The organism is Streptomyces panaciradicis, assembly GCF_023516615.1.
Lineage (GTDB): Bacteria > Actinomycetota > Actinomycetes > Streptomycetales > Streptomycetaceae > Streptomyces > Streptomyces panaciradicis.
The window spans coordinates 1-24,491 of record NZ_JAMGBF010000090.1 but is presented as its reverse complement, the minus strand read 5'-3'; the positions used below and the strand labels follow the sequence as shown (position 1 = coordinate 24,491).

Here is a 24,491-nt window from a genome sequence, read left to right as displayed (position 1 = left end):
AACGCGTCTGACGCGCGCACCCCCGGGCCGGTTCCGATGAAATGATCACATCAGGTCGCGCCAACAGATCGCTAACATGTGGCCAACGGTCCTCCGTGCCGCCCCCGGCCGACTGGCGTGAAGTCGTCGGCCCTCAGGGCCGCGGCGGCGGAACCGCGGCGGATTCCGACAGGGACCGGTCAGGGGACGGGTGGCGGGAAACCGCCGGGAAGAGGGCGGATTTCCGCCGAGAGCGGTGGGCGGTGGGCGGCGTGAGTCGGCACGAGCTGCGGTTCGGGCTGCTGGGACCACCGGTCCTCTACGACGTCCAGGGCGCCGCCGCCGAGTCCGCGTCCGACGCCGACCGGGGCCGGCCCGTCGAGGATGCCGGCGTCACGGCGATCGGCAGCCCGAAGGTCCGCGCCCTGCTGGCCGCGCTGCTCCTGGAGCCCGGCCGGGTCGTCTCCGCCGACGCGCTCAAGGACGCGCTGTGGGGGCTCGCGCCACCCGCCTCCGCGCACGCCTCGCTGCACAACCACGTGGCCCGGCTGCGGCGGCTGCTCGACGACCCCGAACGGCTGCGGACCGTGCCGCCGGGGTACGTCCTGCGGGTCGAGCGGGGCGAGTTGGACGTCCACGTCTTCGAACGCCACGTCGCGGCGGCCCGCGGAGCCCACGCCGCGCGCAACTGGGAGCGGGTGCTGCGCGAATGCGCCTGCGCGCTCGCCCTGTGGCGCGGCACACCGCTCGACGGCCTGCCGTTCGACCTGGGCGGATACGCCTTCGCGCAGCGCCTCGTCCAGGCCCGGCTGCTCCTCCTGGAGTGGCGCTACGACGCCGAGCTCGCCGTCGGCGGCCCTCGACTCGACCGGCTGGTGCCGGAGTTGGCCGCGCTCGCCGCCGAGCATCCGCTCCGTGAGTCCTACCACCGCCAGCTCATGCTCGCCCTGCACCGCACCGGCCGCCGCGCCGAGGCCCTCGCCGTCCACCGCGACCTGCGCACCCGCCTCGTCGAGGACCTCGGTGTGGAACCGGGCCCGCGGGTCCGCGAGGCCCATGTGGAGGTGCTGCAGGCCGCCGACGACGCAGACGCCGATGCCGACACCGGTGCCCTCGGCGAAGTCGACCCCGCCACTCCGCGCGAGGACGAATCCCCCTCGGCCGCTCCGCCCCCGGCGCCCCGCCCCGCCCAGCCCTTCCCGCCGCCCGCGCAACTCCCGCCGCCTCCCGCCCACTTCACCGGCCGTGCCGCCGTCCTCGGCGAGCTGCGCGCCACCCTCGGCGCCGGTGACGCGCCCGCCGTCGCCGTCATCAGCGGCATGCCCGGCGTCGGCAAGAGCGCCCTCGCGCTGCACGTCGCCCATGAACTGCGGGAACGTTTCCCCGACGGTCAGCTCTACGTCAACCTGCACGGCGCCACCCCCGGCATGACGCCCCTCAGTGCCGCCCAGGCCCTCGCCGCCCTCCTCCGCGACCTGGGCACCGAGCCCCGCCACATCCCCGAGCACCCCGACGCCGCGGCCGCGTTGCTGCGCTCCCTCCTCGCTCCGACCCGCACCCTGCTGGTGCTGGACGACGCCGCGCACGCCGCGCAGGTACGGCCGCTGCTGCCGGCCGGCGCCGGTTGCGCGGTGATCGTCACCAGCCGCTCGTCCCTCACCGTCCTCGACGGGGCCCGTCGACACCCGCTCACCCCGCTGACCGGCGAGGAGAGCGCGGCACTGCTGCGGGCGGTCTCCGGCCGGGACGGTCTCGACGCGGCCCACCCCCTCGTCGAACTCACCGGCCGCCTCCCGCTCGCCCTGCGTATCGTCGCGGCCCGCCTCGCCGCCCGCCGAGCGCTCACCCCGGACGTACTGGCCGGGCAACTGGCCGCCACCGAGGGACGGTTGCACCACCTGGAGTACGACGACCTGAGCGTCCGCCGGTCGCTCGCCGTCGCCCACGAAGCGCTCGCCGCGTCGGACCGGGAGTCCGACCGGGACGCCGCCCTCGTCCTGCGCGGCATCGGCGCCCTCGACCTGCCCGCGTACGGCGCACCCCTGCTCGCCCGTCTCGCCGGCATCGACGCGCACCGCGCCGAGGCGGCCCTGGACCGGCTCATCGACGTGGCGCTCCTGGAGGAGACGGCGTACGGCCGGTACGCCCCGCACGCCCTGGTCCGCGACTTCGCCCGCGAACTCGCCGAGGGTGCCGGCGCATCGGGCGCCCGGCCGGCCGCGGCCGCCGCCGACGTCGCCCTGCGCTGGTACGCGGCCGTCGCCGAACTCGCCCTGATCGCGCTCGTCGAACCGGGCCTCGACCGCGAGGACCGCCGCCGTCCGACCGCCGCCCAGCCGCCGGACCACACGACGGAGGTCGACGCCCTGCCTCCCTTCGAGTCCGGCGAACAGGCCTTCGCCTGGGGGGACATGGAGCTGGAGAACGTGGTGACGCTGGTGGAGCGGTACGCCGATGCGCCGACGGACGCCGGCAACCGTCTGGTCGCCCGCATCTCCTGCCTCATCCGTCTGCTCTTCCCCTACGTCCAGCGCAGCGGCCGGGTCGCCGAGATGGAGGTTCTCGGCCGTACCGCCCTGCGGCTGGCCCGGCGGCTCGGGGACGAGGTGGCCGAGGCGTACGCGCTGGGCGACCTGGGCGGGGTGCACTTCCTGACGGGCCGCCAGAACGAGGCCCTCGCCCTCAACGACCGGGCCCTGGGGATCTGGCGCCGACTCGGCCGGGTCTCCTGGATGCGCCGCTGCCTCAACAACCGGGGCCTGCTGCTGGAGGGCCTCGGCCGGTACGCGGAGTCGGAGCGGGCGCTGCGCCGGAGCCTTGCGTACTCACGGCAGCTGAACGACCCCTACGGCGAGGCCGTGACCCACAGCCACCTCGGCAATCTGCACGAGCACACCGACCCGCGGGCCGCCATCGAGCAGCACCGGCGCTCGCTCGTGATCGGCGAACAGATCGGCGCCGTCATCGTGCAGCACTCCGCGCACTGCAACATCGGGTACGCGCATCTCACCCTCGGTGAACCGGCCGCCGCCCTGCCGCACTTCGAGGAGAGCCTGCGCATCCTCGGCGGCCACGGCGACTGGCACGGCGAGTCCCAGACCCGGCTCGGCCTGGTGCGCGCGCTGCGCCTGCTGGGCCGTACCGAACGGGCCGAGCGCGAGTGCGCCGAGCTCCTGCGGCGGGCCGACGCCCGCGCCGACCGCTACGCCGGCGGTCTCGCCCGCCACCAGTACGGGCTCCTGCTGCGCGAGCGGGGCCGCGCCGAGCAGGCGCGGGCCGAGTGGCACGCGGCCCTCGACGCCCTGGACGGCACGGACGAGCAGACGGTGGCGGCGGAGCTGCGGGAGCTGCTGCACCGGTGACCGCGGACCTGGCGCCGCTTCACTTGGCGTCCGCGTAGCACTCCACCACCGCCGTGGTGAACGGGAACCGTACCGGCGTCTGCCCGAAGGTCAGCCGGCCCGCCGTCTCGGCCGCCTCCCGGATCGCCGCCACGACCGTCGCCGCCTCCTCCTCGGGACAGTGCACGATCACCTCGTCGTGCTGGAAGAAGACCAGCTCGGCGGCCATGCCCGCGCATGCCTGCCGCAGTCCGGCGAGCAGCAGCAGGGCCCAGTCGGCCGCGCTGCCCTGCACCACGAAGTTGCGGGCGAAGCGGCCGCGGGCGCGGGCGTTGGTCGAGGCGTACCCCGGCACCCACTCGGAGCCCGAGCCCGAGCTCGACCCGGGACCGGTCCCGGTCTCTGCGGGGTCGTCCTGCGGGATGCCCGCCTCCTCCGCCGCGTCCCCGCCCGGCCGTGCCGCCGGCGGGCAGGTCCGCCCCAGCCAGGTCCGCACGAGCCGCCCCTCCTCGCCGGCGCGGGCGGCGTCGTCGACGTAGGCCACCGCCTTGGGGAAGCGGCGTCTGAGGGCGGCGAGGTTCTTCAGTCCGTCGCCTGAGGTCTGCCCGTACACGGCGCCCAGGACGGCGAGCTTGGCCTGGTCGCGGTTGCCGGAGAAGGCCCGGTCGGAGACGGACTGGTACAGGTCCGTCTCGCGTCCCGCCACCTCCATCAGCCCGGGATCGCGGGACATGGCCGCCAGCACCCGCGGCTCCATCTGGTCGGCGTCCGCGACGACCAGCCGCCAGCCCGGGTCGGCGACGACCGCGCGCCGGATCACCTTCGGGATCTGCAGGGCGCCCCCGCCGTTGGTGACCCAGCGGCCCGTGACCGTGCCGCCCGCCTGGAACTCCGGGCGGAACCGCCCGTCCCGCACCCAGTCCTGCAGCCACGACCAGCCGTGGGCGACCCAGATGCGGTACAGCTTCTTGTACTCCAGCAGAGGCTTCACGGCCGGATGGTCGATGGACCGGATCTCCCACCGCCGGGTGGAGCGCACCTTGATGCCGGCCTGCGCGAACGCCTTCACGACGTCGGCGGGCAGGTCGGGCCGCACCCGGCGTCCGAAGGCCGCCGACACCTCGTCCGCGAGCTCGGCCAGCCGCCGGGGCTCGCCGCCGCCCGCGTACCGCTCGCCGAGCAGTTCGTGCAGCACACGGCGGTGCACCTCGGCGCTCCACGGCAGCCCGGCGCGGTTCATCTCGGCGGCGACCAGCATGCCCGCCGACTCGGCCGCGGTCAGCAGCCGCATCCGCTCCGGACGGTCGGTCGCCTCGTGCCGGCGCTGCTGCTCGGCGTACACCTCGACGAGGTCGGGCAGCGGCACATGCACGGGGCGGGGTTCGAAGAGGGAGGACTGCGAGCCCGGTACGGCGGCCCGCTGGGGCGGGTCGGGCGGTACGGGGCCGCCGCGCAGCCGGGCCAGGGCGGCGGCCGCCGACCGGGGTTCGCCGGACCGCCCCTCGTGCCCGAGCAGCAGGGTCTCGGCGTCCTCGACGTCGTAGCACCGCTCCACTCGCACCCCCGCGGCGAGCAGGCGCGGATACACCTCGGCCGTGGACCGCCACACCCAGCGGGCGACCTCCGGCCGGGCCCGCACGGCGGTGGCGAGGTCGGGTTCCCACAGGACCGGTCCGGCGAGCAGCCCGTCCGGGCCGAGGGGGGCGATCTCCGCGCCACCGTCCTCGGCCGGGGCGAGCGCCCAGCGATCGGTCATGCCGCCGAGTCTGGCAGGAGGGTCTGACAACGGCCTCGGCACGACCGCGGCGGGACCTGCGGGTACTTCCCCAGGGGCCCGTCGGGCCGAGTGCGGCGGGGCTTGCGGGTACGTCTGCAGGGCCTCGGGCCGACCGCAGCGGGACCTGCGGGTACTTCTCTCCGGGCCCCCTCGGGCCGACCTGAGCGGGGCCCGCGGATACGGTTCCAGGGCCTCAGGCCGACCGCGGCGGGTCCTGCGGATGCGGCTCCAGGACCTCAGCTCGACTGCGGCGGAGCCTGCAGGTACTTCTCCAGGGCCTTGGCCAGCTCGGCCTCCACCGCCGTCTTGCCGATGCCGAGTCCGGACAGGACACCCGTGCCGTTCTCGAACTCCAGCAGGGCCAGCAGGATGTGCTCCGTGCCGATGTAGTTGTGGCCGAGGCGGAGGGCCTCGCGGAAGGTGAGCTCCAGGACCTTCTTGGCGTCGGAGGCGTAGGGGACCAGCTCGGGGGCCGCCTCGGCGGTGGGCGGCAGGGCGGCGGTGGCGGCTTCGCGTACCGCGTCGAGGCTGACGCCCTGCGCGGTGATCGCCTTGGCGCCCAGGCCCTCCGGTTCGGCGAGCAGGCCGAGGACCAGGTGGGCCGGCCCGACCTCGGTGTGCGGCGCGGCCTTGGCCTCGTTGTGCGCGGCCATCACCACGTTGCGGGCCCGCGGGGTGTAGCGGCCGAAGCCCTGGTTGGGGTCGAGGTCGGTCGACTCCTTCGGCACGAACCGCTTCTGCGCGGCCTGCCGGGTGACGCCCATGCTCTGGCCGATGTCCGTCCAGGAGGCGCCCGATCGGCGGGCCTGGTCCACGAAGTGGCCGATCAGGTGGTCGGCCACCTCGCCGAGGTGGTCGGCGGCGATCACCGCGTCCTGGAGCTGGTCGAGCGGCTCGGAGTGGACCTTCTTGATCGCGGCGATGAGGTCGTCGAGACGTACGGATGACGTGACGGTGGGATGCGTCGACATGTGTCAACCTTAGGTTGACACCCTCAAGGCGTCAACCCTGAGTTGACAGTCGGACGGCGAGGGCCGTGAAGACCGTCCCCGTGAACATGTTCAGCCCGCGCGCCACCCTCCGGCTCCGGCGCAGCAGCGAGGAGAGCTTGCCGGACAGCAGCCCGACCGAGCCGTCCACCGCGAACCCCATGACCGTGATCGTCAGCCCGAGGACCAGGAACTGCTCGCGCACATGGCCCAGGCCGGGGTCCACGAACTGCGGCAGGAAGGCGACGTCGAAGAGGATCACCTTGGGGTTGAGGAGATTGGTCACGGCGCCCTGCCAGAAGGCGCGCCGCCGCCCCGGCTCCGCCGGTCCGCCCTCCTCGACCGCCGCTCCCCGGTCCCGGAACGCCTTCACCGCGAGGTACAGCAGGTAGGCCGCGCCCGCCCAGCGCAGCGCGTGATAGAGCGCCGGCAGCGACAGGAAGAGCGCCGACAGGCCGAGCGCGGCGGCCACCGTGTGCACGAACATCGCGCAGGCCACGCCGGCCGCGGCCAGCACGCCGGTCCGTGGACCGCCCCGGCCGCCCATCGCCACGATGAACATCATGTCGGGGCCGGGGGTGACGCACAGCGCGAAGGCGGCGACCAGGAAGGCAGCGTACGAAGACATGTCCACCATGCCGCCATGCTCGAAACCGCCCTCCCCGAGGGGCGAGCGAGTTTCGAGGAGTGAGACGCGACCAGTCCGGCGAACGCCGTGTGGTGCGTACGCGAACGGTGGTTGACTCACCTTCCGTGACCACGTCCACCACGTCCCCGGCGACCGGCCCTTCCCCCGCCGCGGCCCCGGCCCCCCTCTCCCTCGCGGACGTCCGCGGGCTCGTCGACGAGACGGTCCGCCTCCTCACCGGGCACGACGCCTTCCCGGACGTCGCCGACCGGCTGGCGGTGCTGCTGCGCCGGCGGCTGGCGGAGGGGGCGTACGACGTGGAGAGCGCCGAGGAGCTCGGCCGGCTGGTCACCGCCGACGTGCGGTCCCTGTGCGGCGACCGGCTCCCGGGCCTCGCCTGCCACCCGGGCGGCCGCCGGTTGTCGGTCCCGCATGTCACGATCGAGGAGTGAGCACCCCGTCCAACGCCGGCACCGTCGACCGTGCCTTCCGCGCCGCCCTCTACGCCGATTCCGACTCCGCCCTCGACACCGGCGCGTCCCTCCTCGCGGCCGACCCCGCCGGTGACGCCGAACTGGCGCGGCGCGGGCGGGAGTTCGTGGCGTCGGCGTGGCAGCGCGGCTGGCAGCCGGCCGACCTGGTCCGCATCGTGCGGCGCGAGCTGGACGACGTACACGTCCGCCTGGTGTCGGCGCTGATCCGCGAGCAGGCGCCGGACGACCGCCCGCGCGGCCCCCGCTGGACGGCGCAGCTGGACGACCTCACGACGGACGCCCCCGCCCGCACCGCCCGGTTCACGCACGCGACCACGGTCCTGGAGCTGTACCGCCTGCTGCTGCGCCTGCCCACGCTCGAACCCCTGGAGGACCGCGAGCACGGCCCCGCGACCGCCCACCGCGGCGGACCCGAGTCCCGCATGCTCGCCCGGATCCGCGCGCTGCTCGCCAAGGCGGAGGCGACCGGCTTCCCCGAGGAGGCGGAGGCGCTGACCGCCAAGGCGCAGGAGCTGACCGCCCGTTACAGCATCGACGAGGCGCTGCTCGCGGCCCGCGCGCCGGCCGCGGACATCCCGGGCGCCTGCCGGATCGGGGTGGAGGCGCCGTACGAACAGGCCAAGGCCGTCCTGCTGGACGTGGTGGCCACCGCCAACCACTGCCGGGCCGTGTGGAACGAACCGCTGGGCTTCTCCACGGTCGTCGGCTTCGAGGCGGACCTGGAGGTGGTCGAGCTGCTGCACACCTCGCTGCTCGTGCAGGCCACGCACGCGATGACGAAGGCGGAGGCCGGGCAGCGGGCGGGCGGCCGCAAGCGCACCAAGACCTTCCGGCAGTCCTTCTTCGCCGCCTACGCCCACCGGATGGGCATACGCCTCGCGGCCGCCGCCGAGAGCCAGGTGAGCGACGACCTGCTGCCGGTCCTGGCCTCCCGCGAGGTCGCCGTCACGGCCCACACGGACCGCATGTTCCCGCGCACGACCACCACCCGGATGCGCGGGGTGAGCGACGCCGAGGGCTGGACGGAGGGCGTGGAGGCCGCCGACCGGGCGCAGGTTGCGTCCCGGCCGCGGCTGCCGTGAGACGGCGCGTCAGTCACCCGCCTGGGTGAAGGGTGTGACGGAGGCGTTCGGCGCGTCCCCCTGGAGGGCGACCTCGCCGTACGACCACTTGAAGCTGTGGCCCGCGGTGGAGCCCGGCAGGGTGAACTTCGCGGTCTTGACGGGCAGGCTCTGCTTCCCGCCGGTGCCGCCGCGCGTGTAGGTGATCGTGAAGGAGGCCGTCGCGTCCTTCGCCAGGGTCAGCTTCTGGGGCTTCGCGGACTTGTCGTGGGGGACGGACTTCGTGTCGCCGCCCGCGACGAGGTCGACGGCCGGGAATCCGGTCAGGACGCACTGGGCGTCGCGGTTGGTGACCGTGACGGTGACGTTGCCGGTGTCCCCGGCGGCCGGGGCCGCGCCGGCGGCGACGTCCACGCCGAGCGTGCACCCGGCGTCGGCCTTGTTCTTGTCGCCGTCGTCACCGCTGTTGCTGTCACAGGCGGTCAGGAGCAGAGCCGCCGCGAGGGCGGCGACGGCGAGCGGGGTGGTGCGCATGTGGTTCCTCTGGTGCTCAGGGGAGTGGTGCCGCCGAACCTACTGCCCCAGACCGGCCGTCGGCAGCCCGGACGGCAGCTTGCCACCTTCTGCCTTGGTGTAGGTCTCCTTGCCCAGGCTCCCCGACCACGTGATGTGCAGCGACTTCTTCGAAGCGGAGTCGACCATGCCGGTCGCCCGCTGCTTGCTGCCGTCCGTACAGGTCAGATGGATCATCTCCATCCCGGCCTCCTTGCCGGCCGTCCCGCTGCACACGGAGCCGCCGGTCGAGAAGAGGCCGGCCTGCTTGCCCGTGATCACCAGGGCCACGGCCTTGCCGTTCTTCGTGGCGAGCCAGCTGCCCTGCAGGGCGTCGGACGAGCCCGTCGCGGCACCGCTGCCGCCGCCCGTGGCCGAACCGGTGGCCGAGGAGGCGGAGGTGCTGGGGGTCGAGGAGGAGTCGTCGGAGCCGCCGCCGCTGCTGCACGCGGTCAGCGCGAGGGCGCCCGTCAGCCCCGCGGCGGCGGCCGCGATCCGCAGCCGTCGGCGCGACAGCGTACGGGCGGGACGCGTGAAGGTCGCCGAAGTCACTGGTAGCTCCCAAGCTGTAGCGGGCGGTGGCCGGGCGCCCGGCCGAGTGGCCACGACGTCCGCAGCAAGCTACCAGGGACCCCCGGCCGCCCCATGGGGACCGCCTGTGAGATTCACGAGACCTCCCTTGCGGCGCCGGCGGCACCCGCGAGGGCGCCTCGCGCACCCCCGGCAGCAGCGGGGCCGGAGCAGGCGCGTGCCGGGTGAACTTCTCAGGTGCCATCGACGTGATGGTTGTCGAGTACGGCGCGACTTCATGGTGGTCGAACACGCCGTCCAGCGGATGCTCTCCCTCCGCCGGACGGACGCCCGGCCCGCCGACCCGGCGGACCGGACCAGCACGTGGACACGGGAACAGGAAGGCCGCGGAACGCGTCTCTTCCTTGTGCACGAGGGATTCGACCCCGACGACCCCGCCCGGCCGAAGGCCCGCACGATCACGGGCCGGAGCCGGAGAACGCATGTGATGCGGGCGCCGGGGCAGACGCTGGAACGGATGGAGCACTCGCACTTCACATCCGTAACCACAGGAACACCCCGCGTGCACGTGCATATGCTCATGCATCTGCACGTGAACAGGGCTATGATCCCGAGCAGTTGACCATTGCATCAATGGCCCCAGGGCCACCGCACCATCGGGGAGCGACCTGTGGACCGCGACGTGTACAACGGCATGGCAGCCACGGAGCTGAACGGGGTGGCCTGGCAGAAGAGCCGGCACAGCAACTCTCAGGGTTCCTGCGTGGAGTTCGCCCGGCTGCCCGGCGGCGACGTGGCCGTGCGCAACTCCCGCTTTCCCGACGGGCCCGCGCTCGTCTACACCCGCGCGGAGATCGAGGCGATGCTCCTGGGCGTCAAGGACGGTGAGTTCGACCACCTCGTGGGCTGACCCGGATCGTCGGCGGCGCCGCGGGGCCGGGCGCCGCGACGCGCGTAGAACCGTGGCGCGGGAAAACGCCGCGGTGCCTCACTCGGCCGACGGGGAGTGAGGCACGGGCAGTTGGAACAGCGCCCAGACGACCTTGCCGCCGAGCGTGCCGGCGAGCGGGTGCCAGCCCCAGCCGTCGGCGAAGGAGTCGACCAGGAACAGGCCGCGCCCGGACTCCGCCGAGAAGTCCTCCTCCTCGCGCTCGACCGGGCTGTCCTGGCTGGGGTCGCGCACCGCGCACACCAGCCGCTCCGTCCAGCGCAGCAGGTGCAGCCGTACGCAGGGGGTCGGCTCCGCGGAACGCACCGTGCCGGCCGGCAGGGCGTGGCGCAGCGCGTTGGTGACGAGTTCGGAGACCACCAGGCAGACGTCGTCGAAACGGTCGCCTATCTCCCACTGGTCCAGTGTTCTCCGGGTGAAACCCCGTGCCTCGCGCACCGCTTCGTAGCGGGCGGGCAGGGCGCAGGAGGCGGCGCTGGACACGGCCGCGATGTCCAGCGGCGGAAGGCCCTGCCGTAACGGCTCGAGCATGGTCGATCCATTCGTCCCCATGCGAGGCACTCCCGGGAATTCGCGGTCCAAGCGTGCACGATGCAGCGGTTGCGCGAGACCATGGTTTCGGATGTGTGGTGCAGATGCAAGGTGCAGATGCACGTGCACGTGACCGAATTGGACGTTCCCGTACCGCTTGTTGGCCATTTTTTCCGCCATCTTCTCTCCCCGTACTTGCCAACTCCCTCCCTCTTCCTGTGCAGAATCTTTGGCTTCTTTGCTTCTCTGTAATCGGACGAGTACTGCTTGGAGTGATTTAGTGGCAGACTGCGGCCCCTGAAGGCGGTTGGGGAGGCTGGCGAACGTGAGCGTGGGAGAGCCCGGATCGGTGGTGCGGCGCATGCTGCTCGGCTCGCAACTGAGGCGACTGCGCGAGGCGCGGGGAATCACGCGCGAGGCCGCGGGTTACTCGATCCGCGCCTCGGAGTCGAAGATCAGCCGGATGGAGCTGGGCCGGGTGAGCTTCAAGACGCGTGACGTGGAAGACCTGTTGACGCTGTACGGCATCACCGACGAGGCGGAGCGCACCCAGCTCCTCTCCCTCGCCCGGGAGGCCAACGTGGCGGGTTGGTGGCACAGCTACTCCGACGTCCTGCCGAGCTGGTTCCCCACCTATGTGGGCCTGGAGGGCGCCGCGTCCCTCATCCGCGCCTACGAGGTGCAGTTCGTGCACGGCCTGCTGCAGACCGAGGCGTATGCACGTGCGGTCGTCCGGCGCGGCATGAAGGGGGCGAGCGAGGCCGAGGTGGAGAAGCGGGTCGCGGTGCGCCTGGAGCGGCAGAAGTACCTCGTCTCCGAGAACGCGCCCGACTTCCACATCGTGCTCGACGAGGCCGCCCTGCGCCGGCCGTACGGCGACCGCGAGGTGATGCGCGGCCAGCTCCAGCACCTCATCGACGTCTCGGAGCAGCCGAACGTGCGGCTGCAGGTCATGCCGTTCAGCTTCGGCGGCCACTCCGGCGAGAGCGGCGCGTTCACGATCCTGTCCTTCACGGAGTCGGACCTGACGGACGTCGTCTACCTGGAGCAGCTCACCAGCGCGCTCTACCTGGACAAGCACGAGGACGTCACCCAGTACGAGAGGGCGCTCAAGGAGCTCCAGCAGGACAGCCCCGGACCGGACGAGAGCCGCGATCTGCTGCGGGGTCTGCTCCAGCTCTCCTAGGGATCCGTCCCGGTTCTCCCCGTGTTCTCCCCAGAACTTCGCTCAGCGTCCCCAACTCACTTGTGTCACAAGTACGATGACGTGAGATCAGACCGTGGCGTTGATCGTGTGTCTGCTAGTGATTTGGGGATCACATGTCGTCGTACTTCACCGACCTGGCTCAGCAGTACATCGACGGTGAATGGCGCCCGGGCACGGGCTCCTGGGACATCATCGACTTCAACCCGTACGACGGCGAGAAGCTCGCGTCCATCACCATCGCCACGGTCGACGAGGTGGACGAGGCATACCGTGCGGCCGCCCGCGCGCAGAAGACGTGGGCCGCGACCAACCCGTACGCGCGCCGTGCCGTCTTCGAGAAGGCGCTGCGCCTGATCGAGGAGCGCGAGCAGGAGATCACCGAGGTGATCATCGCCGAGCTCGGCGGCACGCGTCTGAAGGCCGGCTTCGAGCTGCACCTCGCCAAGGAGTTCCTGCGCGAGTCGATCCAGTGGGCGCTGCGGCCCGAGGGCCGGATCCTGCCCTCGCCGGTCGACGGCAAGGAGAACCGCCTCTACCGGGTCCCGGTCGGCGTGGTCGGCGTGATCAGCCCCTTCAACTTCCCCTTCCTGCTGTCGATCAAGTCGGTCGCCCCGGCCCTGGCGCTCGGCAACGCCGTGGTCCTCAAGCCGCACCAGAACACCCCGATCACCGGCGGTTCCCTGGTCGCGAAGATCTTCGAGGACGCCGGGCTGCCGGGTGGTCTCCTCAACGTCGTCATCACGGACATCGCGGAGATCGGCGACGCCTTCATCGAGCACCCGGTCCCCAAGGTCATCTCCTTCACCGGCTCCGACAAGGTCGGCCGTCACGTGGCCACCGTCTGCGCCTCGCACTTCAAGCGCTCGGTCCTCGAACTCGGCGGCAACAGCGCCATCGTGGTCCTCGACGACGCCGACCTCGACTACGCCGTCGACGCGGCGGTCTTCAGCCGCTACGTCCACCAGGGCCAGGTCTGCATGGCCGCCAACCGCGTGCTCGTGGACCGCTCGATCGCCGACGAGTTCACCGAGAAGTTCGTCGCCAAGGTCAAGACCCTCAAGGTCGGCGACCCGAGCGACCCACAGACCGTCATCGGCCCGGTCATCAACTCCTCGCAGGCCGAGGCCCTTTCCGGCACGGTCGAGCAGGCCATCGCCGAGGGCGCGACGGCGCTGCTGCGCGGCACGACCACCGAGAACCTGGTCGAGCCGTCCGTCCTGACCGGCGTCCCCGCCGACTCGGCCCTGCTGCGCCAGGAGGTCTTCGGCCCCGTCGCCTTCGTCATCCCCTTCGACGGCGAGGAGGAGGCGGTGCGCATCGCCAACGACACGCCGTACGGCCTGAGCGGCGCCGTGCACACCGGCGACATCGAGCGCGGCGTGAACTTCGCCAAGCAGATCGACAGCGGCATGTTCCACGTGAACGACGGCACGGTCCACGACGAGCCGCTCGTGCCGTTCGGCGGCGAGAAGAGCTCCGGCCTCGGCCGGCTGAACGGCGAGACCACGATCGACTCCTTCACCACGCTGAAGTGGATCTCGGTGCAGCATGGAAGGAGCGGGTTCCCCTTCTAGGCCCGATTTCGGCGCCACGGGCCATTGAGGACGGAGGCTGTCCTCGATGGCCCGTAGCTTCGTCGGTGTCGGCAGGGGGACGGACCTCCTGCCACCGGCGAAAGGCGGCCCTCATGGTCACTCACGTTCCCGCGGAGGCGAAGGGCGACGAGCGGGGAGCGCTGCTCGCGTTCATCGAGGAGCAGCGCGGCGGCATCCGGCGCGCGCTGCTCGGACTGACCGAGGAGCAGGCCGCGAGCAAGCCCAGCGCCAGTGACCTCTCCCTCTCCGGTCTGCTCAAGCACGTCGCCGAGGTCGAGCAGGGCTGGATCGCGCGCGCCAAGCAGGAGCCGCCGGCGATCCACCGGGACGAGTCCAACTGGGACGAGACCTTCCGGCTGGTGGAGGGCGAGACCGTCGAGTCCCAGCTCGCCCACTGGCAGAAGGTGGCCGCCGAGACCGAGGCCTACGTCCGCTCCGTGCCGAGCCTGGACGACACCTTCCCGCTCCCGAACGACCCGTGGTTCCCGCCGGACGCCCGGGTCTCCGTGCGCTGGGTCTGTCTGCACCTCATCCGCGAGATCGCCCGGCACGCCGGCCACGCCGACATCATCCGGGAGTCGCTGGACGGGAAGACCGCCTTCGAGCTGGTCGCCCTGGAGCAGGGCACGAGCACGAGCTGGGGATGACCTTCCGGGGTCCTACGCTGGCCCCATGTCAGCGATCCGTCTCCTCGTGCTCGGCGCGGTCCGCCAGCACGGGCGGGCCCACGGCTACCAGGTGCGCAACGACCTGGAGTACTGGGGCGCGCACGAGTGGTCCCACGCCAAGCCCGGCTCGATCTACCACGCGCTCAAGCAGATGGCGAAGCAGGGGCTTCTGCACGCGCACGAGATCGCTCCGTCCACGGCCGGCGGCCCGCCGCGCACCGAGTACGAGATCACCGACCGGGGCACCGAGGAGTTCCTCCGGCTGCTGCGCGAGGCGCTGACCGCCTACGACCAGAAGACGGACGTGAAGTCGGCGGCCATCGGCTTCATGGTCGATCTGCCGCGCGCCGAGGTGGTGTCCCTGCTCAAGGAGCGCGTCCGGCGCATCGAGGAGTGGCGTACCGCCGTCACCGAGCACTACGTCCCCGAGGGCGGCCCCGAACAGCTGGGCCACATCGGCGAGATCATGAACCTCTGGGTCCACACGGCCGACGGCGAGGCCGAGTGGACCCAGGGCCTGATCGGCCGGATCGAGGGCGGGGCCTACACCTTCGCCGGGGAGGGCGAGCCGTTCGTCGGCGTCCTCGCGGACGGACAGGAGAACCCGTACGCGACGGGGGAGCGGCATCCGGAGGACGACCGCTGATCAAGTAGGTGCAGGCCGTGCAGATCCTGGTCCGGCCGGCGTTGGGCCTGCCGGCGTCCTCCCTGGGGCCGTCCGGCGGTTCGCGCGGATGGACCGCTGAGCGCGGTCACGGACCGCTAGTGGTGGAAGCCGGTGGCCGCCTCCTTGTCCCGGGTGAACGGGTGCGGCTGGCGGCGCAGTTCCGGCAGCAGTCGGGTCAGGTCCTCCACGAACAGGTCGGCCAGGTCCGCCGAGAAGCCGTTGCGGCACACGATCCGCAGCACCGAAAGGTCCTCGCGGTGCGGCGGGAAGGTGTACGCGGGCACCAGCCAGCCGCTCTCGCGCAGCCGCCGGGAGACGTCGAAGACGTCGTACGCCCCCACCTCCGGCGCCGTGGTGAACGCGAAGACCGGCAGCTCGTCGCCCCGCGTCAGCAGCCGGAAGTCGCCGAGCGCCGCCACCCGGTCGGCGATGGACCGGGCCACGTCGCGCGTCGTCTGCTGCACGGCGCGGTAGCCCTCCCGCCCCAGCCGCAGGAACGTGTAGTACTGGGCGACCACTTGCGCGCCGGGCCGGGAGAAGTTCAGGGCGAAGGTCGGCATGTCGCCGCCCAGGTAGTTGACCCGGAAGACGAGCTCCTCCGGCAGCGCCTCCTTGTCGCGCCACAGCGCCCAGCCGACGCCCGGGTAGACCAGGCCGTACTTGTGCCCCGAGGTGTTGATGGACGCCACGCGCGGCAGGCGGAAGTCCCACACCAGGTCCTCGTCGAGGAAGGGCGCGATCATGCCGCCGGAGGCGGCGTCGACGTGCACCGGTATGTCCAGACCCGTGCGCTCCTGCAGGGCGTCGAGGGCCGCGCAGAGGTCGGCGACGGGCTCGTAGGAGCCGTCGAAGGTGGAGCCGAGGATGCCGACGACACCGATGGTGTTCTCGTCGCACAGCTCGGCCGCGGCCTGCGGGTCGAGGTGGAACCGGTCGCCCTCCATGGGGACCTGGCGGGCCTCCACCTCCCAGAAGTTGCAGAACTTCTCCCAGCAGACCTGGACGTTGACCCCCATGACCAGGTTGGGCCGGGCGCCCGGCGCCGGACTGCGGTGGCTCCAGCGGCGCTTGAGCGCCATGCCGGCGAGCATGCACGCCTCGCTCGAACCGGTCGTCGAACAGCCCACGGCGGCCGACGGGTCCGGCGCGTTCCACAGGTCGGCCAGCATCGCCACGCAGCGCCGCTCCAGCTCGGCCGTGCGCGGGTACTCGTCCTTGTCGATCATGTTCTTGTCCCGGCACTCCGCCATCAGGACGCCGGCCTGCGGCTCCATCCAGGTGGTGACGAAAGTGGCCAGGTTCAGCCGGGAGTTGCCGTCCAGCATCAGCTCGTCGTGCACCAGCTGGTAGGCCGACGACGGCGCCATGGGGGCGTCGGGCAGCCGGTGCCGGGGCGGGGCCTCGGTCATGCCGCCGACCGGATTCGCCTCGCCGAAGAAGGGGTTGACGGACAGCGCACGCTCGTCGGACTGGTCGGGACCTTTGTGGAGCGCCATGGGTGTGTCTCCTCGCGTCCGCTGATGAACGACCGCCGGCGGACCGGAGTTCCCACGCACGCCCCGCTGCGACCGAACGTCCCGGGAGAATCGGGCTTGCACCTCACGCGACGTGAGGAGCCACCGTGGAGTGCGTACCAAGGAGGGAGCGGACGAAGTGAGCCACTGGTCAGGACGGGACGGCTACGCGGTCGGAGAGGTCGCGGGCTTCGCCGGCGTCACGGTGCGCACGCTGCACCACTACGACGCCATCGGGCTGCTCGTGCCGAGCGCGCGCAGCCACGCCGGGCACCGGCGCTACAGCGAGGCCGACCTCGACCGGCTGCAGCAGATCCTGTTCTACCGGGAGCTGGGCTTCCCGCTCGAGGAGGTCGCGGCCCTGCTCGACGACCCGGACACGGACCCGCGCGCGCACCTGCGCCGCCAGCACGAACTGCTGACCGCCCGGATCGAGAAGCTGCAGAAGATGGCCGAGGCCGTGGAGCACGCCATGGAGGCACGCAAGATGGGCATCAACCTCACCCCGAAGGAGCGCTTCGAGGTCTTCGGCGACAAGGACCCCGACCAGTACGCGGAGGAGGCCGAGGCACGCTGGGGCGGCACCGAGGCCTACGCCGAGTCCCAGCGCCGGGCCGCGTCCTACACCAAGGAGGACTGGAAACGCCTGCAGGCCGAGGTCGACGACTGGAGCGCGCGGTACGCGGCCCTGGTCGCCGCCGGCGCCCCCGCGACCGGCGAGGCGGCGATGGACCTGGCCGAGGAGCACCGCCGGCACGTCAGCCGCTGGTTCTTCGAGGTGTCGTACGACATGCACCGGTGCTTCGCGGAGATGTACGTCTCCGACGAGCGCTTCACGGCGTACTACGACGCCATGCACCCCGGTCTCGCCGCGCACCTGAGGGACGCGATCACGGCGAACGCCGCCCGCCACGAGGCGTGACCGTCGCGCCGGCCCGGGGGATCACTCCCGGGCCAGCACGACGGCCGTGCCGTACGCGCACACCTCCGTGCCGACGCCCGCCGCCTCGCTGACGTCGAAACGGAACATCAGCACCGCGTTCGCACCCCGCGCGCGTGCCTGCTCCACCAGCCGCTCCATGGCCTGGTTCCGGGTCTCCACGAGCGTCTTGGTCAGCCCCCGCAGCTCACCGCCGACCATCGACTTCAGTCCCGCGCCGATCTGGCTGCCCACGTGCCGGGAGCGCACCGTCAGCCCGAAGACCTCGCCGAGCACCTCCACGACCCGGTGACCGGGCACGTCGTTCGTCGTGACGACCAGGACGTCCGGGCGGGGCTCCTGCCCGCCGCCGTATTCATCGATTCCCATGACCTCACAGCTTTCTCCCACTCGGCGCACAGTGCATCCTGGAGGCACCGGTGGAACCTGGGGCGGACACATGACGTTGATAGCTTTGAGCGCCCGCAGAAGGACGCCGTTCTTCCCCACCCCCTCAGGAGCCCGGAACCGTGACGACGCTTGCCCTCGGCCCGAGCTGGCTGGATCCGAACTACCTCCTCGACACGTTCGGCATCTGGGGCCTGCTCCTCATCGTCTTCGCCGAGTCCGGCCTGCTCATCGGTTTCTTTCTGCCCGGCGACTCGCTGCTGTTCACCTGCGGCCTGCTGATCACCTCCCATCAGCTGAACTTCCCGCTGTGGGGAGCCATCGCGCTGATCTGCCTCGCCGCGATCCTCGGCGACCAGGCGGGCTACATGTTCGGCAAGAAGGTCGGCCCGTCCCTGTTCAACCGGCCCGACTCGCGCCTGTTCAAGCAGGAGAACGTGGTCAAGGCGCACGAGTTCTTCGAGAAGTACGGCCCCAAGTCGCTGGTCCTGGCCCGCTTCGTGCCCATCGTGCGCACGTTCACGCCGATCATCGCCGGCGTCAGCGGCATGAAGTACCGCTCGTTCCTGACCTTCAACGTCATCGGCGGTGTGCTGTGGGGCGCCGGTGTCACCCTGCTGGGCTCCTGGCTCGGCAAGATCGACTTCGTCAACAAGAACATCGAGGCGATCCTGATCCTGATCGTCCTCGTCTCGGTGGTCCCGATCATCATCGAGTTCCTGCGGGCGCGCTCAAAGAACCGCAAGGCCGGGCCCGAGGCGCCCGAGCCCGTCCAGGAGCAGACGCAGCCCTTCCCGGTGATCATGGACGACTCGACGACCCAGCTGCGCCGCATCCCGCCGGCGGACCAGGACCACTCCCAGCAGTACCAGCAGCAGTACCAGCAGCCGTACGACCCGAACCAGCAGTACGCGCAGCCCCAGTACCCGGACCAGCGCTACCCGCAGCAGCAGTACCAGCAGCCGCAGCACTCGCAGCAGCAGTACCCCCAGCCCCAGCACCCGCAGCACCCCCAGCCGCAGCACCCGCAGCAGTACGGCGGCCAGTACCCGTACGACAACCAGAGCCAGGGCTACTGAGCGGCCCCGCAGAGGCTCAGAAGCCTCGCGTCCGCTTCGCGGCCCGCCGCTTCTCCGCGGAGCCGATCCGCAGGAACAGCCGCGAGATCTCCGACCCGAGGTTGACCCCGATGGCGATGGCCATGGCGAGCGAGGCCGCCGTGGCCAGGGACACCAGCCCCTTGTCGACGTCGTTCTGCGCGATCGACAACAGCCCGAAGTACGTCGAGGAACCCGGCAGCAGCGGCCCGATCGCCGCCGTCGTGTACGGCAGGGCCGAGGCGAACCGGTAACGCGACAGCAGCTGCCCGAACAGCCCGACGAGCCCCGCCGCCACCGCGGTGGAGGCCACCGGCGACAGATTGCCGGGATAGCGCAGCGCGCCGTACACGCACCACGCGACACCGCCGTTCAGCGTCACCCACGCCACCGTCGAGCGCTCCTGCTGGAGCAGCACCGCGAACGTCAGCGACAGCAGCATCGAGGCGCCGATCTGCCACAGCGGCCGTTCGGCGATCCGCAGGGCCGCGTCCGGGTTGAGCTTGGCGCCCAGGGTCACCCCGAAGTACAGGACGACCAGCACGCCCGTGACGATGCCGACGAAGAGGTAGACGACCTCCAGCAGACGCGCCGACGCGGTGATGTAGAACCCGGTCAGCCCGTCCTGCACGCCCGCCACCAGGGCCCGCCCCGGCAGCAGCGCGAACAGCCCACCGGTGATGACCGCGGACGCCTTCACGTCCACGTGGGCGACGGTCAGCGCGACCCCTATCGCGGCCGGCGGCATCGCGGCGACGGTGAACTGGTAGAACTCCGGCAGCCCGCGCCCCGCGCACAGCCACGCCAGGCGGTCGCCGAGCATCGCGCCGAGCATGGCCGCGAGGAACACGACCACGTCACCGCCGACGAGCACGGAGGCCGCCCCGGCGAGCAGCCCGCTCGCGCCGGTCAGCACCCAGGTGGGGTACGGGTGGCGGTTGCGGCGGATCTCCGCGAGCCGGCGGTAGGCCTCCTCCAGGGAGATGTGGGTCTCGGTGTCGCTGAGGTCGTCCACCAGCCGGTAGACGGCCGCCAGCCGCGTGTAGTCGGTGGCCCGGCGCCGCACGGTCCGGGACGCGGTCACCGGGTCGTCGACCAGGGACGGCTGGTAGGAGATCGACAGCAGCGTGAAGGTGACGTTCGGCTCGCAGCGGTCCAGCCCGTAGGAGCGGCACACCGCGAACATCGCGGCCTCGACGTCCTCCGCGCCCTCACCGCCCGCGAGCAGCAACTCGCCGATACGCAGGGTCAGGTCGAGCACGCGCGGGACGGCGGGGCCGCCGTCCTCCGCCCGGGGCGGCGGCTCCGGCGCGGGCCGCTCCGCCACCGGCATGCGCAGCATCGTGCGCATGCGGTCCTGCCAGGGCACGTCCTTGGTCAGGCTGACGACCGGCACGCCGGTCGCCGGCGTGAAGGCGACGGGCGCCTGCTTGGAGCTGTAGGTGTTCGGCATGCTGAACGCCGACCCCTCGGCCTCCGCCCCCGGCGGCTGCGGGACCGCCAGTCCGTCCGGGACGGCGAACTCGGAGGTCGTCTCCGGCTCGACGGCCGCTCTGGGGGCGACGAAGCCCGCGGGAATCGCGAACTCGGATGTGATCTCGGGATCGAACGTGCCCCTGGCCTCGTCCGACTGCGGCTTGCGGTCCTCCGCCTCCGTCACGTGAGTAACGCTCCCTGTACGACGCGTACGGCACTGCCCAGTATGCGCACAGAATGACAAACGGGCCGCACGCGTAGGCGTGCGGCCCGAGAGCACTCCTGGGGGCTCAGTGGCCGCCCTGGTCCTTGAAGCGCTTGTAGGAACGCTCGATCTCGGCCTCGGCCTCCGTACGGCCCACCCAGTCGGCGCCCTCGACGGACTTGCCGGGCTCCAGGTCCTTGTAGACCTCGAAGAAGTGCTGGATCTCCAGCCGGTCGAACTCCGAGACGTGGTGAATGTCACGCAGGTGCTCCACGCGCGGGTCCGTCGACGGGACGCACAGCAGCTTGTCGTCGCCGCCGGCCTCGTCCGTCATCCGGAACATGCCGATCGCGCGGCAGCGGATCAGACAGCCCGGGAACGTCGGCTCGTCCAGGATGACGAGCGCGTCCAGCGGGTCGCCGTCCTCGCCGAGGGTGTTCTCGACGAAGCCGTAGTCGGTCGGGTAGGCGGTCGAGGTGAAGAGTCGACGGTCCAGGCGGATCCGACCGGTCTCGTGGTCCACCTCGTACTTGTTCCGCGAACCCTTCGGAATCTCGATCGTGACGTCGAACTCCACCGGTGGCTCCTCCATGATCAACACATAGTTCTGGTGGTTAAGTGTCCCTCACGCAGGTGTGTGATCGCGAAAGGGGCTGGTGGTCGTGCCTGAACTGAGGCCTTGGCGGGCCGCGAGACCGCACGTGGCGCGGGCCGCGAACGCCGTACGACCGCTTCTGGCACGGACCGCCGGGACCGTACGCCCCCAGCTCGAACGAGCCGCGAACGCCGCACGGCCACGTCTGGAACGAGCCGCCGCGGCCGCGAAGCCGCGACTCGCGCGAGCGCGACGGGCCGTGGGGCCGCGTCTCGCGGCGCTGCGGGCCCGGCGTCCGCGGTCGGTCAGGACCTGGCAGTACACAGCCGGCGCGACGACCCTCGGGCTGGTGCTGGCCAGTGGGGTGGTGACCGCCGCCGGCCCCTGGGACGCCAACGGTCAGCGTACGGCCGAGCGCGACCGCGCGGTCGCCCTGGAACGCACGGGTGGCGCAGATCACGGCCGTCGTACCGATACATCCGGATCGTCCGACACCACGGCCGGCGCACCCCGGCCCGCGCCGAGCGCGGCGTCGGTCCTGGTGGGCCTCGGAGGCGCCGAGAACACCGTGAAGTCGGCCCCGGCCGGGCCGGCCCTCGCCGACGTCCTGCGGCCCCTCCTCGGCGACCCCGCGCTCGGCGGCCACCGCGCCGCCGCCGTCGTCGACGTCGCCACCGGCAGGCGCCTGTACGGCACCGCGGCCGACGACGCCCTCACGCCCGCCTCCACGACGAAGATCGCCACCGCCGTCGCGGCCCTGTCGGCGATGGGCGGGGAGCACCGCTTCACCACCCGCACCGCCCTGGAGCCCGACACCGGGGAACTCGTCCTGATCGGCGGCGGCGACCCGACCCTGACGGCCCACAAGGACGCCCAGGGCTGGGCGAGCCTGCGCGACCTGGCCGCCGGCACGGCGAAGGCCCTGAAGAAGCGCGGCCTGTCCAAGGTCACGCTCTCCTACGACACCACTCTCTACGCCGGCCCCGCACTGCACCCCATCGGCGTCAACGACAACCTCGCGCCCGTCAGCGCCCTCATGGCCGACGAGGGCCGCACGGACGACTCCGCGAGCGGCCCGGCGCCGCGCGTGACGGACCCGGCGGCGGACGCGGCGGCGAAGTTCGCCGGTTTCCTGGCCGACCAGGGCATCAAAACGACGCCCCCGGGGCCGTCCAAGGCCAGCACGCGCGCGCAGTCGCTGGCCGCCGTCACCTCACCGCCGCTGTCGGCACTGGTCGAACGCATGCTGACCAACTCCGACAACGACATCGCCGAGGCCCTGGCCCGCCAGACGGCGGTGGCGACGGGCGGCCGGGCGAGCTTCGACGGCGGCGCCGACGCGATCACCGCCGAGCTGAAGAAGCTCGGACTGCCCGCGCGCGGCGCCCGGTTCCGCGACGGCAGCGGCCTGAACCGCGACGACCGGCTCACCCCGGACCTCCTGACGGCCCTGCTGGTGACGGCCGGCGCCCCCGCCCACCCCGAACTCCGCCCGATCCTCACCGGCCTTCCGGTGGCCGGTTTCACCGGGACCCTGACCAGCCGCTACACGGACGGCGCGGCAGGTGTCGTACGGGCCAAGACCGGCACGCTGACGGGCGTGAACACCCTGGCGGGAACGGTGGTCGACCAGGACGGACGCCTGCTGGCGTTCGCGTTCATGGCGTCGGAGACGACCAGTCCGGCGGCGGCGCAGTCGGCACTGGACCGGACCGCCACGGCGCTGGCGGCGTGCGGCTGCCGCTGAGGGCGTGAACCCGGGCGCCCCGGCCGCACCGCACGTCAACTCGGCAGCACGGGCCCCCTGGCCGACCTCCACGCCCTGCCCCAAGGGGGAGCGCTCACGTACGGTTGACGCATGACGAGCATCGGTGGTGCCGAGATGGTCGACTGGAATCTCGCGGTCGCGACCGCGACCCGGCTCGTGCGGCCGGGCCCCGACGTGAGCCGTGACGAGGCCCGAGCGGTCGTCGCGGAACTGCGCCGGCATGCCAAGGCCTCGGAGGAGCACGTCCGGGGCTTCACCCGGCTGGGGACGGAGGAGACGCACGACACCCCGGTCCTCGTCGTCGACCGCCCCGGCTGGGTGCGGGCGAACGTCGCCGGCTTCCGGGAGATCCTCAAGCCGCTGCTGGACAAGATGCAGGAGCGGCGCGGCAACACGCCGGGCGGGGCGATGCTCGGCGCGGTCGGCGGCAAGGTCACCGGCGTCGAACTGGGCATGCTGCTGTCCTTCCTGGCCTCCCGCGTCCTCGGCCAGTACGAGACCTTCGCCCCGTCCACCCGCGACCTGCCGGCCGGCGAGAACGGCGGCGGCCGGCTGCTCCTGGTGGCGCCCAACATCGTGCACGTGGAGCGTGAACTCGACGTCGAGCCCCACGACTTCCGCCTGTGGGTCTGTCTGCACGAGGAGACGCACCGCACGCAGTTCACCGCGGTTCCCTGGCTGCGCGACCACCTCGAGGGCGAGATCCAGTCTTTCTTGGGGGAGACGGACGTCGACCCGATGACCGTCCTGGAGCGCGTCCGGGAGGCCGCCCAGTCGCTCGCCGGGGGACGCCCGGAGGGCGAGGAGGACGACGGCGGCCGGTCCTTCGTGGAACTCGTGCAGACCCCCGCCCAGCGGGAGATCCTCGGCCGGCTCACCGCCGTGATGTCCCTGCTGGAGGGCCACGCCGACTTCGTGATGGACGGAGTGGGCCCGCAGGTCGTGCCGACCGTCTCCGAGATCCGCGAGAAGTTCCAGCAGCGCCGCGCCAAGGGCGCCTCGCGGCTGGACATGACCCTGCGCAAGCTGCTGGGTCTGGACGCCAAGCTCCGGCAGTACCGCGACGGCGAGCGGTTCGTACGGGCCGTCGTGGAGGAGGTCGGCATGGACGGCTTCAACCGCGTGTGGACGTCCCCCAACACCCTGCCCACGAAGGCGGAGATCGCCAAACCGGCGGACTGGGTCGGGCGGGTGCACCGCAAGAGCGAGTCGTGAACGCCGTCGGAAGGTCGTGAGACGAATCCGGCCGACGGCAGGCGAACGCCCCTCCAATCACCCGTCCGAGGGACCGTGAGCGATGGGTAGGCGTGCGATGCTCGGGGAACGCCCCGGTTCTGTCACCATCTACACACTCTGAGTGACCGGCCTCGGGTTCACCCCCCGAAAACTTCATGAAGGGAACCGGACATGGGTCCCCATCCTGCGGTCGCGGCGATACGCCTGGCGGTCCGCCGCGTCCTGCACGACATCCTCAACGACTTGAGCTCCGAGCCGCCCGCGGCCACCGGGGCGTCCCCCGTCTCCGGGACTCCGGTGGGCT

At 72.0% G+C, this 24,491-nt stretch carries 22 protein-coding genes and 1 pseudogene; 13 read left to right on the top strand and 10 right to left on the bottom strand.

The features are described from left to right. Positions 1-242 precede the first annotated feature (242 nt). Positions 243-3,341 carry an AfsR/SARP family transcriptional regulator gene (locus M8J74_RS27500; protein ID WP_372500283.1) on the top strand — a complete coding sequence of 1,033 codons (3,099 nt, stop codon included), beginning with the start codon at positions 243-245 and terminating at the stop codon, positions 3,339-3,341. Between the two features lie 19 nt (positions 3,342-3,360). Here the strand turns inward: M8J74_RS27500 and M8J74_RS27495 are convergent, their stop codons facing one another. The 3 genes from M8J74_RS27495 to M8J74_RS27485 all read right to left on the bottom strand — a co-directional run bounded on the left by M8J74_RS27495 (position 3,361) and on the right by M8J74_RS27485 (position 6,723). Further along, on the bottom strand, positions 3,361-5,076 hold the full coding sequence (locus M8J74_RS27495) for a bifunctional 3'-5' exonuclease/DNA polymerase (RefSeq protein WP_249839011.1): 1,716 nt from the start codon (positions 5,074-5,076) through the stop codon (positions 3,361-3,363). 257 nt (positions 5,077-5,333) lie between these two features. Continuing rightward, entirely contained in the window at positions 5,334-6,068 is a 735-nt protein-coding gene (locus tag M8J74_RS27490) for a Clp protease N-terminal domain-containing protein (protein ID WP_249839010.1), read from the bottom strand. A gap of 31 nt (positions 6,069-6,099) precedes the next feature. Continuing rightward, positions 6,100-6,723 (bottom strand): LysE family translocator, encoded by a 624-nt coding sequence (locus tag M8J74_RS27485; protein ID WP_249839009.1) that lies wholly within the window; start codon positions 6,721-6,723, stop codon positions 6,100-6,102. Positions 6,724-6,839: 116 nt separating this feature from the next. Here M8J74_RS27485 and M8J74_RS27480 point away from each other — a divergent pair, with 116 nt between their 5' ends. Both M8J74_RS27480 and M8J74_RS27475 read left to right on the top strand, forming a co-directional pair. Beyond that, complete coding sequence (locus tag M8J74_RS27480) at positions 6,840-7,166, top strand: hypothetical protein (protein WP_249839008.1); 327 nt, start codon at positions 6,840-6,842, stop codon at positions 7,164-7,166. After that, positions 7,163-8,290 carry a DUF2786 domain-containing protein gene (locus tag M8J74_RS27475; protein ID WP_249839007.1) on the top strand — a complete coding sequence of 376 codons (1,128 nt, stop codon included), beginning with the start codon at positions 7,163-7,165 and terminating at the stop codon, positions 8,288-8,290. The genes M8J74_RS27480 and M8J74_RS27475 overlap by 4 nt, the downstream gene beginning before the upstream one ends. Before the next feature lie 9 nt (positions 8,291-8,299). On the opposite strand, the gene M8J74_RS27470 is transcribed toward M8J74_RS27475, so the two are convergent. Beyond that, complete coding sequence (locus M8J74_RS27470) at positions 8,300-8,803, bottom strand: DUF4232 domain-containing protein (RefSeq protein WP_249839006.1); 504 nt, start codon at positions 8,801-8,803, stop codon at positions 8,300-8,302. 39 nt (positions 8,804-8,842) lie between these two features. Then, on the bottom strand, positions 8,843-9,373 hold the full coding sequence (locus tag M8J74_RS27465) for a hypothetical protein (protein ID WP_249839005.1): 531 nt from the start codon (positions 9,371-9,373) through the stop codon (positions 8,843-8,845). 673 nt (positions 9,374-10,046) lie between these two features. Between M8J74_RS27465 and M8J74_RS27460 the strand changes: the two genes are divergently transcribed. Beyond that, complete coding sequence (locus M8J74_RS27460) at positions 10,047-10,262, top strand: DUF397 domain-containing protein (protein WP_058928262.1); 216 nt, start codon at positions 10,047-10,049, stop codon at positions 10,260-10,262. A gap of 78 nt (positions 10,263-10,340) precedes the next feature. Here the strand turns inward: M8J74_RS27460 and M8J74_RS27455 are convergent, their stop codons facing one another. Continuing rightward, positions 10,341-10,832 (bottom strand): ATP-binding protein, encoded by a 492-nt coding sequence (locus M8J74_RS27455; RefSeq protein WP_249839004.1) that lies wholly within the window; start codon positions 10,830-10,832, stop codon positions 10,341-10,343. Between the two features lie 349 nt (positions 10,833-11,181). Here M8J74_RS27455 and M8J74_RS27450 point away from each other — a divergent pair, with 349 nt between their 5' ends. The 4 genes from M8J74_RS27450 (at position 11,182) to M8J74_RS27435 (ending at position 14,948) form a co-directional block, all read left to right on the top strand. Next, entirely contained in the window at positions 11,182-12,018 is an 837-nt protein-coding gene (locus M8J74_RS27450; RefSeq protein WP_505016711.1) for a Sco1979 family transcriptional regulator, read from the top strand. Between the two features lie 134 nt (positions 12,019-12,152). After that, entirely contained in the window at positions 12,153-13,613 is a 1,461-nt protein-coding gene (locus M8J74_RS27445; protein ID WP_249839003.1) for an aldehyde dehydrogenase family protein, read from the top strand. Positions 13,614-13,726: 113 nt separating this feature from the next. Further along, positions 13,727-14,281 (top strand): DinB family protein, encoded by a 555-nt coding sequence (locus tag M8J74_RS27440; RefSeq protein ID WP_249839002.1) that lies wholly within the window; start codon positions 13,727-13,729, stop codon positions 14,279-14,281. A gap of 25 nt (positions 14,282-14,306) precedes the next feature. Next, positions 14,307-14,948 (top strand): PadR family transcriptional regulator, encoded by a 642-nt coding sequence (locus M8J74_RS27435; protein ID WP_249839001.1) that lies wholly within the window; start codon positions 14,307-14,309, stop codon positions 14,946-14,948. A gap of 116 nt (positions 14,949-15,064) precedes the next feature. Here M8J74_RS27435 and gad read toward each other — a convergent pair whose 3' ends face one another. Further along, positions 15,065-16,465, bottom strand: coding sequence for a glutamate decarboxylase (gene gad, locus M8J74_RS27430; RefSeq protein WP_249839000.1), 1,401 nt, complete (start codon positions 16,463-16,465; stop codon positions 15,065-15,067). Between the two features lie 130 nt (positions 16,466-16,595). Here gad and M8J74_RS27425 point away from each other — a divergent pair, with 130 nt between their 5' ends. Beyond that, the gene (locus tag M8J74_RS27425) at positions 16,596-17,405 is read left to right on the top strand and encodes a MerR family transcriptional regulator (protein ID WP_249838999.1); all 810 of its coding nucleotides are present in this window, start codon (positions 16,596-16,598) and stop codon (positions 17,403-17,405) included. A 21-nt stretch (positions 17,406-17,426) separates the two neighbouring features. Here the strand turns inward: M8J74_RS27425 and M8J74_RS27420 are convergent, their stop codons facing one another. Beyond that, positions 17,427-17,792, bottom strand: coding sequence for a YbjQ family protein (locus tag M8J74_RS27420; RefSeq protein WP_058924032.1), 366 nt, complete (start codon positions 17,790-17,792; stop codon positions 17,427-17,429). Between the two features lie 140 nt (positions 17,793-17,932). On the opposite strand from M8J74_RS27420, the gene M8J74_RS27415 reads away from it, so the two are divergent. After that, positions 17,933-18,889 carry a DedA family protein gene (locus M8J74_RS27415; protein ID WP_249838998.1) on the top strand — a complete coding sequence of 319 codons (957 nt, stop codon included), beginning with the start codon at positions 17,933-17,935 and terminating at the stop codon, positions 18,887-18,889. A 16-nt stretch (positions 18,890-18,905) separates the two neighbouring features. Here the strand turns inward: M8J74_RS27415 and M8J74_RS27410 are convergent, their stop codons facing one another. Then, positions 18,906-20,567 (bottom strand): threonine/serine exporter family protein, encoded by a 1,662-nt coding sequence (locus M8J74_RS27410; protein ID WP_249838997.1) that lies wholly within the window; start codon positions 20,565-20,567, stop codon positions 18,906-18,908. Between the two features lie 106 nt (positions 20,568-20,673). Continuing rightward, on the bottom strand, positions 20,674-21,165 hold the full coding sequence (locus M8J74_RS27405) for an inorganic diphosphatase (RefSeq protein WP_003975424.1): 492 nt from the start codon (positions 21,163-21,165) through the stop codon (positions 20,674-20,676). Between the two features lie 79 nt (positions 21,166-21,244). Between M8J74_RS27405 and dacB the strand changes: the two genes are divergently transcribed. The 3 genes and pseudogenes from dacB to M8J74_RS27390 all read left to right on the top strand — a co-directional run. Beyond that, positions 21,245-22,930: a D-alanyl-D-alanine carboxypeptidase/D-alanyl-D-alanine endopeptidase gene (dacB, locus tag M8J74_RS27400; RefSeq protein ID WP_249838996.1), complete on the top strand. Its 1,686-nt coding sequence runs from the start codon at positions 21,245-21,247 to the stop codon at positions 22,928-22,930. A gap of 111 nt (positions 22,931-23,041) precedes the next feature. After that, positions 23,042-24,166, top strand: coding sequence for an Rv3626c family coenzyme F420 biosynthesis-associated protein (locus tag M8J74_RS27395; protein WP_249838995.1), 1,125 nt, complete (start codon positions 23,042-23,044; stop codon positions 24,164-24,166). 192 nt (positions 24,167-24,358) lie between these two features. Beyond that, positions 24,359-24,491, top strand: a pseudogene (locus M8J74_RS27390) (tRNA lysidine(34) synthetase TilS); the annotation flags it as partial.

Bases quoted from the DNA above. Each gene is read 5' to 3' on its own strand.
- M8J74_RS27495 (WP_249839011.1), bottom strand. From the start codon at position 5,076: ATGACCGATCGCTGGGCGCTCGCCCCGGCCGAGGACGGTGGCGCGGAG.
- M8J74_RS27490 (WP_249839010.1), bottom strand. From the start codon at position 6,068: ATGTCGACGCATCCCACCGTCACGTCATCCGTACGTCTCGACGACCTC.
- M8J74_RS27485 (WP_249839009.1), bottom strand. From the start codon at position 6,723: ATGGTGGACATGTCTTCGTACGCTGCCTTCCTGGTCGCCGCCTTCGCG.
- M8J74_RS27470 (WP_249839006.1), bottom strand. From the start codon at position 8,803: ATGCGCACCACCCCGCTCGCCGTCGCCGCCCTCGCGGCGGCTCTGCTC.
- M8J74_RS27460 (WP_058928262.1), top strand. From the start codon at position 10,047: ATGGCAGCCACGGAGCTGAACGGGGTGGCCTGGCAGAAGAGCCGGCAC.
- M8J74_RS27455 (WP_249839004.1), bottom strand. From the start codon at position 10,832: ATGCTCGAGCCGTTACGGCAGGGCCTTCCGCCGCTGGACATCGCGGCC.
- M8J74_RS27445 (WP_249839003.1), top strand. From the start codon at position 12,153: ATGTCGTCGTACTTCACCGACCTGGCTCAGCAGTACATCGACGGTGAA.
- M8J74_RS27440 (WP_249839002.1), top strand. From the start codon at position 13,727: ATGGTCACTCACGTTCCCGCGGAGGCGAAGGGCGACGAGCGGGGAGCG.
- M8J74_RS27435 (WP_249839001.1), top strand. From the start codon at position 14,307: ATGTCAGCGATCCGTCTCCTCGTGCTCGGCGCGGTCCGCCAGCACGGG.
- gad (WP_249839000.1), bottom strand. From the start codon at position 16,465: ATGGCGCTCCACAAAGGTCCCGACCAGTCCGACGAGCGTGCGCTGTCC.
- M8J74_RS27420 (WP_058924032.1), bottom strand. From the start codon at position 17,792: ATGGGAATCGATGAATACGGCGGCGGGCAGGAGCCCCGCCCGGACGTC.
- M8J74_RS27395 (WP_249838995.1), top strand. From the start codon at position 23,042: ATGACGAGCATCGGTGGTGCCGAGATGGTCGACTGGAATCTCGCGGTC.